This is a genomic window from Sinomicrobium pectinilyticum (assembly GCF_003725735.1).
In the GTDB taxonomy this organism is placed as follows: Bacteria; Bacteroidota; Bacteroidia; order Flavobacteriales; family Flavobacteriaceae; genus Sinomicrobium; species Sinomicrobium pectinilyticum.
Window position 1 is genome coordinate 95,129 of record NZ_RJTM01000085.1, and the last position, 14,354, is coordinate 109,482.

Genomic DNA, 14,354 nt, shown 5'->3' on the forward strand with positions numbered 1-14,354 from the left:
AAAAAACATTATACAAATGTTTTGTTTTTGTTATGGGTGCCGCAATCCGCTTTTGTGTGGTGCAAAATGTTATTTTTGTTGAAAACTATTTACATGGGCAGAAAGAGTTTAACCGGTGTACGTCAGAAAGAAATTATAAAGTCCTTTTACAAGGTGGCCAAAAAGATAGGCCTTGAAAACACATCCATTGCCAAGGTGGCTGATGAAATGGGAATAAGCAATGGCCTGGTCATGCATTATTTTAAAACAAGGGACGAACTGCTCATCGGGTTGAACGAATATATTCTGGAGCGTCATCTCAATATTATCACTTCCCGGGAAAACGGAAGCATAGACAGCTGGAGCCAGTTACAGGGGCTTGTTGAAAATCTCTTTTCAAGAAAATGGAACCGTTATTTCGATGATGGTGTTTTTTACAGCTGTTATGCGCTTATTTACAGGAAAAGGGATTTTAACGAGAGTTTCCGGAGGTACCTGGAGGCCTTGCATGCGGTTTTACATGAGAAATTGCTGGAGGCAAAAGCCAACGGGGTTATCCGTAACGATGACCTGGAAGAAATCACTGAAATCATTTTTGCGCTTGTGGATGGGGCTTATTATTACCTGGGAATGTTTGCCACACAAAGTGACGCATATGAAAAGCAGGTAAAGGTTTATATAAAGCACGCCATGTCGCTTTTCCTGAAAGCATAATTTTATGTGGAAATACTTCGGTATATACGATATACGGCGAGCAGGGCGATGGAAGTCCATACGATATTGACCGCTACATTGGGCAGGTCACTGAGATGGAGGGCATTAACCACCAGGCAAATGCCTCCAATGGCATTCAGGTAGTGATAAAGCGGTTTTTCTGCGGATATCAGTTTCATGCTCAGTAAAAAATAAGCGATAATGAACACTACGGCGCCTATCCATCCTATTACGGTATATACAAACATACGGATGTTCTTTTGCGGAAAGATAAAAAAGTTGTGCCAACCATGGTGCGATTTCCTTATTAAAAATATTAAAATCGGAAGGGAACCCGTTTCTTTGTTGGAGTATGGGGCGGTCCGGTCCGCAAGTTGATAAAATGTGTATAACTTAAGGTGTAACAGGGCAGGGGTCTGCTTTGATTATCTCCGTATTTTACTATATTTGTCCGTTCGTCCCCGCGTATGTGATAAATATCGTGTAAAAGCAAGTATCAGGCGGGTTCGGCGAATGTTTAAAACAGATTTGATTTATGAGTGAAGAAATTAATAAGAAGCAATATTCTGCAGATAGCATTCAGGCTCTGGAAGGAATGGAGCATGTACGTATGCGTCCTTCCATGTATATCGGGGACGTAGGGACAAGAGGTCTGCATCACCTGGTTTACGAAGTGGTGGATAATTCGATTGATGAGGCCCTTGCGGGACATTGTGATACGATTTCCGTATGTATCAATGAAGACGATTCCATCACCGTAGAGGACAACGGCCGGGGTATTCCGGTAGACATACATAAAAAAGAAGGTGTCTCTGCACTGGAGGTCGTAATGACCAAGATCGGTGCCGGAGGTAAATTTGATAAAGACTCCTATAAAGTTTCGGGGGGGCTGCACGGTGTCGGGGTTTCCGTAGTGAACGCCCTTTCCGATCATCTGAAAGCAACCGTATTCCGCGATGGAAAAATATGGGAGCAGGAGTATGAAAAAGGAAAAACCATGTATCCGGTCAAAGCGGTCGGTGAAACGGATAAGAACGGTACTATCGTTACTTTCAAGCCGGATGCTACCATTTTTCAGCAGACCACGGAGTACAGTTACGATACCCTGGCAAGCCGGATGCGCGAACTGGCATTCCTTAACAAAGGAATAACCATTACACTTACCGACAAGAGGGTAACGGATGAGAAAGGAGAGTTCGAAAGCGAAACCTTTCATTCCGAAGAGGGGCTGAAGGAATTTATTAAGTTCCTGGATGGTAACAGAGAGCCCATCATAGCCGAAGTTATTTCCATGGAAGGAGAGAAGAACGATATCCCCGTGGAAGTGGCTATGGTGTATAACACTTCATTTAACGAAAACCTTCATTCTTACGTAAACAATATTAATACGCATGAAGGAGGAACGCATCTCGCAGGGTTCAGAAGAGGATTGACCACTACCCTGAAGAAATATGCCGATGCTTCCGGCATGCTGGATAAACTGAAATTCGAGATTGCAGGAGATGACTTCCGTGAAGGACTTACGGCTATCGTTTCCGTAAAGGTCGCCGAGCCTCAGTTTGAAGGTCAGACCAAAACCAAACTCGGTAACAGGGAAGTGACCGCTGCGGTTTCACAGGCGGTTTCGGAAATGCTGGAGAATTACCTGGAAGAACATCCTAACGATGCCAAAACTATAGTACAAAAGGTTATTCTTGCCGCACAGGCACGCCATGCTGCCCGGAAGGCAAGAGAAATGGTGCAGCGAAAAACCCCTATGGGCGGAAGCGGGCTTCCCGGAAAACTTTCGGACTGCTCCGAACAGGATCCGGAAAAATGCGAAGTATTTCTCGTAGAGGGAGACTCTGCGGGAGGTACGGCCAAGCAGGGAAGGGACCGGAATTTCCAGGCTATCCTGCCATTGCGGGGTAAGATCCTCAATGTAGAAAAAGCAATGCACCACAAGGTATTCGAAAATGAAGAGATAAGGAACATATTTACGGCTCTGGGGGTTACCATCGGGACCGAAGAAGACAGCAAAGCGCTGAATCTTGAAAAACTTCGCTATCACAAGGTAGTGATCATGTGTGATGCCGATGTTGACGGAAGTCACATTGCTACCCTTATCCTTACGTTCTTCTTCCGCTATATGAGGGAATTAATAGAAAACGGTCATGTATATATAGCTACTCCTCCGTTGTACCTGGTGAAGAAAGGAAGTAAGAAAAGCTATGCCTGGAACGATAAAGAAAGGGATGCTCTGATTCAGGAATACGGAGCGGGTGCCGGTGTACAACGCTATAAAGGTCTCGGTGAAATGAACGCAGAGCAATTGTGGGATACCACGATGAACCCGGAATTCCGTACCTTACGCCAGGTGACCATAGATAACGGCAGTGAAGCAGACCGGATATTCTCCATGCTCATGGGGGACGAAGTGCCGCCGCGAAGAGAATTTATAGAAAAAAATGCAGTCTACGCCAATATAGACGCTTAAAGCTTACATTCGTAATAAAAGGCATCCTCTTTCGGGATGCCTTTATTTTTTACGAGGAAATGCTATTGTGTGAAAAAAGATGTTTTTCCCTTAAGAAGCTCTTTCTTAATGCCCTCATTTCGTGCTAAAATGACTAAATTTGTCAGACTGTAAAAAATCATTCAATAAATAAATTATCATATGAAAGTTACAATAGTTGGCGCCGGAGCGGTTGGTGCCAGTTGCGCAGAGTACATTGCTATTAAGAATTTTGCCTCCGAAGTGGTCCTGCTGGATATTAAAGAAGGGGTTGCCGAAGGAAAGGCGATGGATTTACTGCAGACAGCATCGCTGAACGGATTCGATACCAAGATCGTAGGTTCTACCAATGACTATTCCAAAACAGCCGACAGCCACATAGCAGTGGTTACCAGCGGTATTCCGAGAAAACCCGGAATGACAAGGGAAGAACTCATCGGGATTAATGCGGGTATTGTTAAAGATGTGGTGTCTAACCTTATAAAACACTCTCCGGATGTTATCGTTATTGTGGTAAGTAACCCTATGGATACGATGACATATCTGACACACAAAGCTACCGGGTTGCCTAAAAACCGTATTATAGGTATGGGCGGTGCGCTGGACAGTGCCCGGTTCAAATACAGGCTCAGCGAAGCCCTCGGATGTCCTGCTTCCGATGTGGATGGCATGGTGATAGGCGGGCACAGCGATACCGGAATGGTGCCGTTGACACGACTGGCTGTCAGAAACAGTGTCCCGGTAACCAAATTTTTAAGTGAAGAAAGATTGACACAGGTAGCCGAAGATACAAAAGTGGGCGGGGCAACCCTTACCAAACTTCTGGGTACCAGTGCATGGTATGCTCCCGGAGCAGCCGTATCTGCACTGGTGCAGGCCATAGCCTGTGACCAGAAAAAAATGTTCCCCTGTTCCGCATTGCTGGACGGAGAATACGGCCTGAGCGATATCTGTATAGGGGTCCCTGTTATCCTGGGTAAGGACGGGATCGAAAAAATCGTGGAAATAGAGCTCAGTGATGCTGAAAAAGCAAAATTAAAAGAGAGTGCAGAAGGTGTTAAGAAGGTTAATGCCCTGCTCCAGGCCTAAAACAATATCATAAAATAAAAAGCTGCGTAGAAACCCGGCCGGAAGGGCGGAATTTTTACGCAGCTTCTTTTTTTCTTCTGTTTTGCCGGAAATACCTCGGTAGAGGCTTTGATTTACAATGAGATATGTGTAATTTGCCGGTCCCGAAAACATGAAAGGGTAAAATGACGAGATGCTTGTTATCCCGTATTGCGGAGATAACGGAGTGTAATTGTACAGGTGTCCTGTTCCGGTTTATTGCCGGTGCAGACCTCGAAAAAGCAAATAAATATAAACAGATGAAATAAATTGTTTAATCTTATTGTAAATTATATATTTGCTCGTTTCAAAAAAAGGATTAATTAATAAGAATAAGAATGCAAAACAAGGGACTTATCAAGCTTTTTGCTATTTTATTTGGAATTGTAAGTATTTACCAGTTGTCCTTCACTTTTATTACAAACAAAGTGGAGAGCAGTGCGGAAACATTTGCAATTAACAAAATTTCTGAGAATACGGAAGATTATGTAGCAAAAAGAGAGACGGAAGAAGCCAGGTATTTAGATTCTATAGGTAACGAAACGGTTTTCGATATCGGAGTTACGAGTTTTACCTATAACGAAGCGAAGGATAAAGAGCTCAATAAGGGTCTGGACCTGAAAGGGGGGATAAATGTTATCCTGGAAATATCCGTAAAAGATATTTTAAAAGGTCTGGCAAACGACTCTAAAAATGCGGTATTTAACAAAGCCCTGGCTAATGCGGACAAAGCAGCAAAGAATAGTGATAAGCCCTATATAGATCTTTTCTTCCAGGAATTTGATGCTATAAAAGGAGATACTAAACTTGCTTCCCCGGACATTTTTGCCAACAAAATACTGAGTGAAGACATAAACTTCCAGATGTCCGATAACGAGGTAAAACCCGTTATCAGGAGAAAAGTGGATGAATCGATCGTATCTGCTTTCGAGGTGCTTCGCAAGCGTATAGACCGTTTTGGGGTCACACAACCCAATATTCAGCGTCTGGGGACTACCGGAAGGATCCTTGTGGAACTTCCGGGGGCCAAAGATATAAACCGGGTTAAGAATTTGCTTCAAAGCACGGCGCAACTGGAATTCTGGGAGACATATAAAAATGAGGAAGTAATACAGTACCTGATGCAGGTTAACCAGAGGCTGAAAGACCTGGTAGATACCGGTGAGAAAAAAGAACAGCCCGGAGAAGATGAAGCTTCCGAGATAGATTCGCTGCTGGCAGATGCGGAGAAAGATTCTTTGGATGCCGTGAGCCAGGCCAATCCCTTATTTGACCTTGCAGTAGCGCCGGGAACCCAGGGAGGCCCAGTATTGATGAGCTTTGCTACCAAAGATACGGCCAAGGTGAATTCTTACCTGAGAATGCGGGAGATAAAGCAATTACTTCCTGCTGAATTGCAGAATGCGCATTTTGTCTGGGGAAAACCGGGCATAAACCAGGAGGTGATAGACCTTTATGCCCTGCGGTCTAACAGGGAAAACCAACCTCCTTTAAGCGGTGGTGTTGTAGTAGATGCACAGCAGACGTACGACCAGAGAGGAAATCCTGCAGTTTCCATGCAAATGGACAGCAAAGGAGCGAAAGTCTGGGAAGAGCTTACCGGCAAGGCTTATCGCCAGGGAAGTTTTATAGCCATTGTTCTGGATGAAATCGTATATTCGGCACCAGGAGTGACAAGCGGCCCTATTTCCGGAGGAAGTTCGGAAATTACCGGTCAGTTTTCGCTCAATGAAGCCATTGACCTGGCCAATGTACTCCGTGCGGGTAAATTACCGGCATCAGCAGATATTATTCAAAGTGAAGTAGTAGGGCCTTCTTTGGGCCAGGAGGCGATAGACAGCGGAATGATGTCCTTCGTTATTGCCATGATACTGGTACTGCTCTGGATGCTGTTCTACTATGGCCGTGCCGGATGGTTTGCCGATGTGGCACTTATATTTAACATCGTATTGATATTCGGTGTGCTTGCCGGCCTTGGAGCCGTACTTACGCTTCCCGGTATTGCAGGTATAGTGCTTACTATAGGTATGTCTGTGGATGCTAACGTACTTATCTTTGAAAGGGCCAAGGAAGAGCTTGCAAAAGGTAAAGGGCAAAAACAGGCCGTCGCCGATGGTTTCGGAAACGCATTGTCTTCTATTCTCGATGCTAACGTTACTACAGGACTTACGGCGATCATATTATTTGTGTTCGGTACGGGGCCGATCCGCGGATTTGCGACTACCCTGATGATAGGTATAGCAACGTCCCTGTTCACGGCCATCTTTATAACTAGACTTTTGGTTGACTGGTATATCGGAAGGAAAAAATCACTTTTATTCTTTACTCCGATCACTAAAAACCTGTTCAAGAACATTAATGTGGATTTCCTTGCAAAAAGGAAAATGTCCTATACTATTTCCGGTATAATACTGATTGTGGCTTTGGGCTCTCTCTTTACCCAGGGACTTAACCAGGGGGTGGATTTTGTAGGAGGACGTTCTTACCAGATACGATTTGAACATCCGGTAAACCCTACGGAACTTGCTTCCGAACTTACCGGTGCCCTGGGGAGTGTGGAAGTAAAAACTTTCGGAGCGCCTAATCAGGTCAAAGTAACCACAAAGTATAAAGTGGAAGAAGACGGTACCGGAGTGGATGAAGAAATTCAGGAAATCCTCTATACGTCATTGCAGAAACATCTTCCGGAAGGTTTATCGGAAGCCGAATTCGTAGGGGGCGGGGATTCCAAACAATATGGGATTGTTCAGTCTATTAAAGTAGGGCCTACCATAGCGGATGATATTAAACGAAATGCGGTTTGGGCCATTATTGGGTCACTTATTGTAGTATTCCTGTATATCCTGATACGTTTCCGGAAATGGCAGTTCTCTGCCGGTGCGGTGGCAGCGCTTTTCCACGATGTATTTATTGTACTGGGTATATTTTCCCTTACCTATAAGTTCATGCCGTTTAACCTGGAGATAGACCAGGCATTCATAGCGGCAATACTTACGGTCATCGGGTACTCTATTAACGATACGGTGGTAGTATTCGACCGTATCCGGGAGATTACTTCCGAACGGGGCTGGAAAGCAGGTGAAAATATCAACCTGGCAGTAAACAGTACATTAAGCCGTACCTTAAATACCTCACTTACAACATTGGTGGTGCTCCTGGCAATATTCATATTCGGGGGAGAGTCCATCCGAGGGTTTATGTTTGCCCTTATTGTCGGTGTGATCGTGGGTACATACTCTTCCGTGTTCATTGCAACACCGATAATGTTTGATACCTTGAAGAACAAAGGAACAAACGTATTGAAAAAGAAAGAGGAAGAAGTAAATACAGAAACATAAGGGGGAAGCCCGAAATGTTTTTATATAAAAAAACCCGCCTGTGGTATTCCGCAGGCGGGGTTTTTGTTTTATGGAAATTTCCGGAATATTTCCGGCGTAATAATAATTACATACCCGCTTTAAACAGCGACATTATATTCGCGAAGGGCATCGTTGAGTGATGTCTTCAGATCGGTGGAAGCCTTGCGTTTACCGATAATAAGAGCGCAGGGGACCTGGTATTCGCCAGCAGCGAATTTTTTGGTATAACTTCCCGGAATAACTACCGATCTCGCAGGAACAAGCCCTTTGCTTTCCACAGGCTCACTACCCGTTACGTCGATGATCTTGGTAGAGGCCGTAAGAACAACATTAGCCCCCAGTACGGCCTCTTTTTCCACGCGTACACCTTCTACCACGATACATCTCGATCCTATAAAGGCATGATCTTCAATAATAACCGGCGCAGCCTGCAAAGGCTCCAGTACTCCGCCTATACCTACCCCGCCGCTGAGGTGTACATTTTTACCTATCTGGGCACAGCTGCCTACTGTAGCCCAGGTGTCTACCATAGTACCCTCGTCTACATACGCCCCGATGTTAACATAGCTGGGCATCATAACTACGCCACGGGAAACATAAGCCCCGTGACGGGCAATGGCATGCGGTACTACACGGATGCCCTTGGCGGCATAACCTTTTTTCAGTGGTATTTTATCGTGGAATTCGAGAGGGCCCGCCTCAATGGTCTCCATTTTCTGAATAGGAAAATAGAGCACAACCGCTTTCTTTACCCATTCGTTTACCTGCCAGCCGTTATCCGTTGGTTGGGCTACCCGTAGTTCACCCTCATCCAGAAGGCGAATGACTTCGCGTATGGTGCTTTGCGTGTTTTCTTCTTTTAGCAAATCCCTGTCGTTCCAGGCACTTTCTATGATCTCTCGTATCTTTTCCATATGTCAATTATGTTATGTAGTGATTTTAATACAGAAGGACGGATGGTTGCGAAAACCTGTGTCCGCAGGCAAATATAAAGGCTTAAATTTAATATGCCGGGCTATTTTATAGTTATAACAATTTAAATCTTAAATTTGCCAAAAAGTCGAATGGGGAGAATATTAGCCATAGATTACGGAACAAAACGCACCGGTATAGCGGTTACGGACGAACTGAAGATCATAGCGTCCGGATTGACAACCGTAGCTACAACCGAACTCATGGCCTTTCTGAAAACGTATCTGGCAGAGGAGGATGTGGAACGGATTATAGTCGGTGAACCTAAAAGGCACAGCAATGAAGCTTCGGATAGCGAGAAGTACATACAGGTATTTCTGGAAGCACTCAATAAGGAATTTCCAGACTTGCCGGTAGAAAGGATAGATGAGAGGTTCACCTCCAAAATGGCTTTCCGGACCATGATTGACAGTGGACTTAAAAAAAAACAGCGACAAAATAAGGCCCTTATTGACGAGATAAGTGCGACGATTATTTTACAGTCGTACCTGTATAACGGGTGAAACCGCGATACAATAATATAATTTGTAAAAACAATTAGAAAATAATATGATATTACCTATCGTTGCCTACGGCGACCCTGTACTGAGAAAAGAAACCAGGGATATAGACGAGAACTATCCGGAGCTGGGAACGTTGATAGACAATATGTTCGAAACCATGTATAATGCATATGGTGTGGGACTTGCCGCTCCCCAGATAGGGTTGCCCGTCCGGCTTTTTGTCATTGATGCAAGCCCTTTTGCCGAAGATGAAGAACTGGAAGATGAAGAACGTGAACAGCTGAAGGGATTTAAAAAAGTGTTTATCAATGCCAGGATACTGGAAGAAACAGGAGAAGAATGGGCATTTAATGAAGGTTGCCTTAGTATTCCCAATATCCGGGAAGATGTTTCGAGAGAAGAAAAGATAAAGATCGAATATTTCGATGAGAATTTTGTGAAGCATACGGATGAATATGACGGGCTTGTGGCAAGAGTTATACAGCACGAGTACGACCACATTGAAGGTATATTGTTTACTGATAAACTTTCGGCCCTGAAAAAGCGTCTCCTGAAAGGCAAACTGGCCAATATTTCCAAAGGGAAAGTGAGCGTGGACTACAAGATGCGCTTTCCCGAAGCAAAAAAGGGACGTTGATTTTGAGGAAAAACAAAGCAATTAAATTTTAACTTTTTCTATATGAGTTTAGACAAGATACTGGCTATTTCCGGAAAACCCGGATTATATGAATTGAAAGCGCAGACCAGGAGCGGTTTTGTAGCGGAATCTCTTATCGATGGTAAACGGATAACAGTGGGGTTGCGGAATAATGTAAGCCTGCTTTCCGAAATTGCCATCTATACCCTTAAAGAAGAAGTGCCTCTCCGGGAAGTATTCGGTAAGATAAAAGAAAAAGAAGATGGAGGGCAGACTTCCATAAGCCATAAAGAAAGTAAAGTAAAGCTGGAAGAATATTTCTTTGAAGTACTTCCCGACTATGATGAAGACAAGGTATACCCGGGAGATATTAAAAAAATAATCCAGTGGTATAACCTGCTGCATTCCAAAGGGCTTACCGATTTTGAAGCGGAAACCTCAGAAGAAGCCGATAATGCAGGTGAGACCACACAAGAGGAAGAAAACAGAGCCGCGGCCGCGGACGAATAAACCGATTGTGTGATAAATAATATGGTGAAAACTCCCCGACGGGAGTTTTCTGTTTTTTAGCAGTGATATTTTTAATATTCGATTTATATTGCTAATATCGCAGGTACGAGCATGCTTCTTGAAATATAAACGCAAAACAAATGAATTCCAGGGAACAGAACCTTAAAGCATTGGACAGGCTCCTTACTATTATGGATGAACTCCGGGAGCAATGTCCTTGGGACAGAAAACAGACCATGCAGAGTTTGCGCCACCTCACTATAGAGGAAGTGTACGAACTCGGTGATGCCATTCTGGACAATGACCCGGAAGAAGTAAAAAAAGAACTGGGCGACGTATTGCTGCACATTGTTTTTTACTCCAAGATAGGAAGTGAAACAGACAATTTTGACATCGGTGATGTAGCCAATGCCATCTGCGAAAAGCTCGTAGTAAGGCACCCTCATATCTATGGTGATGTAGAAGTGAATGGCGAACAGGATGTAAAAAGGAACTGGGAAAACCTGAAGCTTAAGGAGGGAAAAAAAAGTGTTTTGGAAGGAGTACCGCGGAGTCTTCCTGCCCTGGTAAAGGCCAACAGGATACAGGATAAGGTAGCGGGAGTTGGTTTTGATTGGGAAGAACCCTCCCAGGTATGGGGAAAACTACAGGAAGAGCTCGGCGAATTTCAGGAAGAAGTAAAGAAAGGCGATACGGATAAGATGGAAGCGGAATTCGGGGATGTACTTTTCAGTATGATAAACTACGCACGTTTTCTGGGAATAAACCCGGAAAATGCGCTGGAAAGAACAAATAAGAAATTTATAAAGCGCTTTCAATACCTGGAAGAAAAAGTCGCTGCTTCACAAAAAAGCCTGAACGATATGTCGCTGGACGAAATGGATATCCACTGGAATAAATCCAAAGAGTTTTTTAAATAAATACCGTCCGGTGTATAATGCTTCCCGTTTGAAGGAAATATGCCCTCTCAATGTTTCTTATGCCGTTTCCGGGCAGCCGGGGGCTCTCCTCCCGTGACCTCGGTGACAGGAAAATCTTCCCGGATTTTTCTTTTTTGAAAAGTGTATTAATTGTCGCCGTAAGGAGCTTTTACCGGGGGCAAATTTCTATCTTTGCCCATTCAATGAATAGCAGATGTTAGCACAATATACCAGGGAATTTTCCTATAATATGAAGCTGTCCTTCCCTGTTATGCTGGGAATGCTCGGGCATACTTTTGTAGCTTTTGCCGATAATATCATGGTAGGGCAGCTGGGTACCGCCGAACTTGCTGCAGTGTCTTTGGGTAACAGTTTTGTATTTATAGCCATGTCTCTCGGAATAGGCTTTTCCACAGCCATTACCCCTCTTGTGGCAGAAGCCGACGGAGAAGGGAATACAGACCGCGGTAAAGCATCTTTAAAACACGGCCTCATATTGTGTACGAGCCTCGGGCTGGCATTGTTTACCATTCTCCTTTTTGCAAAACCTTTGATGTATATCATGGACCAGCCGGCGGAAGTAGTGGAATACGCTATGCCGTACCTGGACCTGGTGGCATTTTCGCTGGTTCCGCTTATTATGTTCCAGGCGCTGAAACAATTCTCCGACGGGCTTTCCGAGACCAAATACCCGATGTATGCCACGGTGCTGGCCAATATTATAAACATTACCCTTAATTACCTGCTGATCTTCGGTAATTTAGGTTTTCCCAGGATGGGGATCATCGGGGCTGCAATAGGTACATTGGTATCCAGGGTGGTTATGGTCATTTTTCTTTGGTATATGTTCCGGCAAAATAAAAAGTTCGATGCGTATATCACCGGTTTTAAATTCGGGGAATACAGTAAAGCGATGTTTCTGAAGATCATCAATCTTGGTTTCCCTTCCGCCCTGCAAATGCTTTTTGAAGTAGCCATATTTACCGCAGCGATATGGCTTAGCGGTGTACTGGGCAAAAATCCCCAGGCAGCCAATCAGATAGCGCTGAACCTTTCCAGTATGACCTTTATGGTAGCTACCGGATTGAGTGTCGCCGCCATGATACGGGTGGGAAACCAGAAAGGACTGCGGAATTTTCACGAATTGCGCAGAATTGCCTTTTCCGTATTTCTGCTGACCATTATTCTCGATGTGATATTTGCCCTGTGTTTCTGGATATTTCGCGACTGGCTTCCTACGATGTACCTGGATCAGCACGATATAGCCAACCAGGCGGATAATTTTGAAGTAATGACCACAGCTTCCGGATTATTAATGGTAGCTGCCGTTTTTCAGATATCAGACGGTGTTCAGGTGGCGGTACTCGGTGCGTTGAGAGGTTTACAGGATGTGAAAATCCCCACTTTTATTACCTTTGTGGCCTATTGGATAATAGGTTTTCCGATTTCTTATTACCTGGGGCTACATACCGAATGGCGCAGTACGGGGATATGGGTAGGGTTGCTTGCCGGCCTTTCCGTTTCGGCAGTACTGTTGTTTGCGAGATTTAATTACCTCACAAGACGGCTCATACGAAATAATGCTTAGCAAAAAGAAACCTGCCTAAAAGGGCAGGAGATATAGGAAAATAAAGATCAAAATAACTGAGACTGTAATATCATGGAACTTCCGAAATTTTTACTGGGGGATAATACCGATTATCCCGATGCGATTTTTATCATTCATACGGATTACCCCCGTTTTATAATCAACCTGGAGAACGATGAAGTAGAGTGGCTGGAAGATTTTGATTCTGCCGATGAAAAAGAACTGGAGACAGAAGCAGGAAATCTTATCCAGCAGGCTAATGATTTCTATGACCGGGAGGTCAGCCGGTATGAATAACCGTTTTGCCATTGTTTAAAAAACGAACTCTTAAAAATGCTGGATAAACTCATAGAATACGACCGAGATCTCTTTCTCTTTCTTAATAATCTTGGGGTAACTGGCTGGGATGGTTTCTGGCTATTTATTACAGACAAGTATGCCTCCATTCCCCTGTACCTGGTTTTATTGGTTATGTGTGTGCGGAAATTTGGCTGGAAACCTACCGTATTGGTTCTGCTGGTTACGGCCCTGATGATTGCCTTTACGGACCAGTTGGCCAATGTATTCAAATACGGATTCGAACGCCTGCGCCCATGTCATGACCCTTTGCTGGAGGGAAAAATGCGTGTTGTAAAGTGCGGCGGTAAATTCGGGTATTTTTCAGCACATGCCGCCAGTACTTTTGCCGTGGCTACTTTGTTTTCCCTGCTATTCCGGAAGCATTACCGTTTTATGCCCGTAATATTGCTTATTTGGGCATTGGTGGTATCCTACAGCAGGATATATCTCGGGGTTCATTATCCCCTGGACATAGCTACAGGGATCATTTTTGGTCTGCTGGGAGGGTATTTGTTCTTCCTTTTGCTGCGGTTCGCATGGCGAATGTTTTTTAAGGAAGATTATTCCGGTTAGCTTCCGGGGCTGTTGCTATCCCCGATCCGGCTATTTGTTTTTGTTATTAACGGGAATAATGGATAAGACAAAAGGCACGCTCTCTTTAGAAGGGGGTATTCCGCAAGCGGAACAGGGAGTTTGGCGGGGACCAAACCCCCGGGTATACCCTTGACTTTTGTATTTCCCAGGGGCTTAGACTGTTAATTTTCTACACTTAAACATTATTCACGTTCAGAAAAACAACGACCTCAAAACAACTATTTACACAAAAACAATTCACTTCATACTCCGTCTTCACAGGAGCCGATGTGGCGATCTCGTGAGGCCGGCACCATATCCGCAATTACAGGCACATACCTGCTGCCGGACCACTACATTTCACTGCCAATGACGCATTGATTTTGGCCAGGTATTTTTCCATTGAAAGCTGTAAAACGGCCATTAACACAATCCCTTTGACACCGGAAGTAGTTCGGTTAGCCGCTAACCGGGTTATGTTGACGGCTAAAGGAAATGGGTTAGCCGTTAAAGGGATTCGGTTAGCAGCATACACAGTTACGTTGACCGCTAACCGGGTTGCTTTTACCGCATAAGTAATTGCTTAAGCGGCTAACCAGGTTATGTTGACGGCTAAAGGGAATGGGTTAGCCGTTAAAGGGATTCGGTTAGCAGCATAC

General features: G+C 44.4%; 13 protein-coding genes. 11 read left to right on the top strand and 2 right to left on the bottom strand.

Annotation, left to right across the window (positions count from 1 at the left end; all coding sequences use genetic code 11):
* The first annotated feature begins 93 nt into the window (after positions 1-93).
* Positions 94-693, top strand: a complete 600-nt coding sequence (locus tag ED312_RS12020; protein ID WP_123216263.1) for a TetR family transcriptional regulator — start codon at positions 94-96, stop codon at positions 691-693.
* A 2-nt stretch (positions 694-695) separates the two neighbouring features.
* Here the strand turns inward: ED312_RS12020 and ED312_RS12025 are convergent, their stop codons facing one another.
* Positions 696-941 carry a CBU_0592 family membrane protein gene (locus ED312_RS12025; protein ID WP_123216264.1) on the bottom strand — a complete coding sequence of 82 codons (246 nt, stop codon included), beginning with the start codon at positions 939-941 and terminating at the stop codon, positions 696-698.
* Between the two features lie 287 nt (positions 942-1,228).
* Here ED312_RS12025 and gyrB point away from each other — a divergent pair, with 287 nt between their 5' ends.
* The 3 genes from gyrB (at position 1,229) to secDF (ending at position 7,632) form a co-directional block, all read left to right on the top strand.
* Entirely contained in the window at positions 1,229-3,169 is a 1,941-nt protein-coding gene (gyrB, locus tag ED312_RS12030; RefSeq protein WP_123216265.1) for a DNA topoisomerase (ATP-hydrolyzing) subunit B, read from the top strand.
* A gap of 180 nt (positions 3,170-3,349) precedes the next feature.
* A complete protein-coding gene (gene mdh / locus ED312_RS12035; RefSeq protein ID WP_123216266.1) occupies positions 3,350-4,276 on the top strand; it encodes a malate dehydrogenase in 927 nt (308 codons plus the stop codon).
* 356 nt (positions 4,277-4,632) lie between these two features.
* Entirely contained in the window at positions 4,633-7,632 is a 3,000-nt protein-coding gene (gene secDF, locus ED312_RS12040) for a protein translocase subunit SecDF (protein WP_123216267.1), read from the top strand.
* A gap of 119 nt (positions 7,633-7,751) precedes the next feature.
* Here the strand turns inward: secDF and ED312_RS12045 are convergent, their stop codons facing one another.
* A complete protein-coding gene (locus ED312_RS12045) occupies positions 7,752-8,567 on the bottom strand; it encodes a 2,3,4,5-tetrahydropyridine-2,6-dicarboxylate N-succinyltransferase (protein ID WP_123216268.1) in 816 nt (271 codons plus the stop codon).
* Between the two features lie 150 nt (positions 8,568-8,717).
* Between ED312_RS12045 and ruvX the strand changes: the two genes are divergently transcribed.
* From ruvX to ED312_RS12080, 7 genes are all read left to right on the top strand, one after another.
* A complete protein-coding gene (gene ruvX, locus ED312_RS12050; protein ID WP_123216269.1) occupies positions 8,718-9,128 on the top strand; it encodes a Holliday junction resolvase RuvX in 411 nt (136 codons plus the stop codon).
* Positions 9,129-9,174: 46 nt separating this feature from the next.
* Positions 9,175-9,765, top strand: coding sequence for a peptide deformylase (gene def, locus ED312_RS12055; RefSeq protein WP_123216270.1), 591 nt, complete (start codon positions 9,175-9,177; stop codon positions 9,763-9,765).
* A gap of 42 nt (positions 9,766-9,807) precedes the next feature.
* Positions 9,808-10,275 carry a DUF5606 family protein gene (locus ED312_RS12060; protein ID WP_123216271.1) on the top strand — a complete coding sequence of 156 codons (468 nt, stop codon included), beginning with the start codon at positions 9,808-9,810 and terminating at the stop codon, positions 10,273-10,275.
* Between the two features lie 140 nt (positions 10,276-10,415).
* Positions 10,416-11,195, top strand: a complete 780-nt coding sequence (mazG, locus tag ED312_RS12065; RefSeq protein WP_123216272.1) for a nucleoside triphosphate pyrophosphohydrolase — start codon at positions 10,416-10,418, stop codon at positions 11,193-11,195.
* A gap of 214 nt (positions 11,196-11,409) precedes the next feature.
* Positions 11,410-12,783, top strand: a complete 1,374-nt coding sequence (locus ED312_RS12070) for an MATE family efflux transporter (protein WP_123216273.1) — start codon at positions 11,410-11,412, stop codon at positions 12,781-12,783.
* Between the two features lie 72 nt (positions 12,784-12,855).
* Entirely contained in the window at positions 12,856-13,080 is a 225-nt protein-coding gene (locus ED312_RS12075) for a hypothetical protein (RefSeq protein ID WP_123216274.1), read from the top strand.
* 36 nt (positions 13,081-13,116) lie between these two features.
* Complete coding sequence (locus ED312_RS12080; protein WP_123216275.1) at positions 13,117-13,695, top strand: phosphatase PAP2 family protein; 579 nt, start codon at positions 13,117-13,119, stop codon at positions 13,693-13,695.
* Positions 13,696-14,354: the final 659 nt, after the last annotated feature.

Excerpts from the sequence above, each read along its gene's own strand:
- def (WP_123216270.1), top strand. The coding sequence starts at position 9,175 with ATGATATTACCTATCGTTGCCTACGGCGACCCTGTACTGAGAAAAGAA.
- ruvX (WP_123216269.1), top strand. The coding sequence starts at position 8,718 with ATGGGGAGAATATTAGCCATAGATTACGGAACAAAACGCACCGGTATA.
- ED312_RS12020 (WP_123216263.1), top strand. The coding sequence starts at position 94 with ATGGGCAGAAAGAGTTTAACCGGTGTACGTCAGAAAGAAATTATAAAG.
- gyrB (WP_123216265.1), top strand. The coding sequence starts at position 1,229 with ATGAGTGAAGAAATTAATAAGAAGCAATATTCTGCAGATAGCATTCAG.
- secDF (WP_123216267.1), top strand. The coding sequence starts at position 4,633 with ATGCAAAACAAGGGACTTATCAAGCTTTTTGCTATTTTATTTGGAATT.
- ED312_RS12075 (WP_123216274.1), top strand. The coding sequence starts at position 12,856 with ATGGAACTTCCGAAATTTTTACTGGGGGATAATACCGATTATCCCGAT.
- ED312_RS12080 (WP_123216275.1), top strand. The coding sequence starts at position 13,117 with ATGCTGGATAAACTCATAGAATACGACCGAGATCTCTTTCTCTTTCTT.
- ED312_RS12060 (WP_123216271.1), top strand. The coding sequence starts at position 9,808 with ATGAGTTTAGACAAGATACTGGCTATTTCCGGAAAACCCGGATTATAT.
- ED312_RS12045 (WP_123216268.1), bottom strand. The coding sequence starts at position 8,567 with ATGGAAAAGATACGAGAGATCATAGAAAGTGCCTGGAACGACAGGGAT.
- ED312_RS12070 (WP_123216273.1), top strand. The coding sequence starts at position 11,410 with ATGTTAGCACAATATACCAGGGAATTTTCCTATAATATGAAGCTGTCC.
- mdh (WP_123216266.1), top strand. The coding sequence starts at position 3,350 with ATGAAAGTTACAATAGTTGGCGCCGGAGCGGTTGGTGCCAGTTGCGCA.
- ED312_RS12025 (WP_123216264.1), bottom strand. The coding sequence starts at position 941 with ATGTTTGTATATACCGTAATAGGATGGATAGGCGCCGTAGTGTTCATT.
- mazG (WP_123216272.1), top strand. The coding sequence starts at position 10,416 with ATGAATTCCAGGGAACAGAACCTTAAAGCATTGGACAGGCTCCTTACT.